This window comes from Pseudomonas sp. 51_B (assembly GCF_017491595.1).
Lineage (GTDB): Bacteria > Pseudomonadota > Gammaproteobacteria > Pseudomonadales > Pseudomonadaceae > Aquipseudomonas > Aquipseudomonas promysalinigenes.
The window spans coordinates 1-599 of sequence record NZ_JAFGYW010000105.1; the positions used below are offsets into that span (position 1 = coordinate 1).

At 58.6% G+C, this 599-nt stretch carries 1 protein-coding gene; it reads right to left on the reverse strand.

Translation table 11 applies throughout. The features are described 5' to 3' along the window. Positions 1–147: 147 nt before the first annotated feature. Positions 148–426 carry an HU family DNA-binding protein gene (locus tag J5M56_RS23865; RefSeq protein WP_004195781.1) on the reverse strand — a complete coding sequence of 93 codons (279 nt, stop codon included), beginning with the start codon at positions 424–426 and terminating at the stop codon, positions 148–150. Positions 427–599: the final 173 nt, after the last annotated feature.

A 599-nucleotide genomic window follows, 5' to 3' on the forward strand; every position in this document is an offset into this window, starting at 1 on the left:
GATCACGACCACGGCGACGACTCGGAAATCGTCCACCGCCACTGATCGTCAAAGATTGAAAAAGACGATGCGGCGTGGCAAAAAAACCTCGTCGAAAAGAAAAAACCCGCTGAAACCAGCGGGTTTTTTGTTCGCGAACAGCTCGTTTCAGCGCTTGTTCACTGCGTCCTTGAACGCCTTGCCAGCCGTGAACTTGACCGTCTTGGCTGCCGGGATCTTGATGGTCTCGCCCGTCTTGGGGTTGCGGCCGGTGCGCGCTGCGCGCTTGCCCGAGCCGAAGCTGCCGAAGCCGATCAGTTGAACTGAGTCGCCTTTCGACACAGCCTTCTTGATCACTTCGAGGAGCGTGTCCAGCGTTTCGCCGGTTTGAGCCTTGCTGGCGCCCGTCTGGGCGGCGACGGCGTCGATCAGTTCCTGTTTGTTCATTAAGGTTCCTTTCCAGGTTAGGTTGACACGAACAGCGCGAACGCGCCGATTATACGTGCGCGAACCGTGCCGTCTATAGTGTGTGGCAACGGCACGGCGCAATGTTATTGCGCCGCGCAACGCACCGCCGGGTTTGCCTCCTGGCAGCTCCGCGATACGGCGCTTGCTATGAT

What these genes read in the sequence shown, in the direction of transcription:
- J5M56_RS23865 (WP_004195781.1), bottom strand. Translation starts at nt 426, where the DNA reads ATGAACAAACAGGAACTGATCGACGCCGTCGCCGCCCAGACGGGCGCC.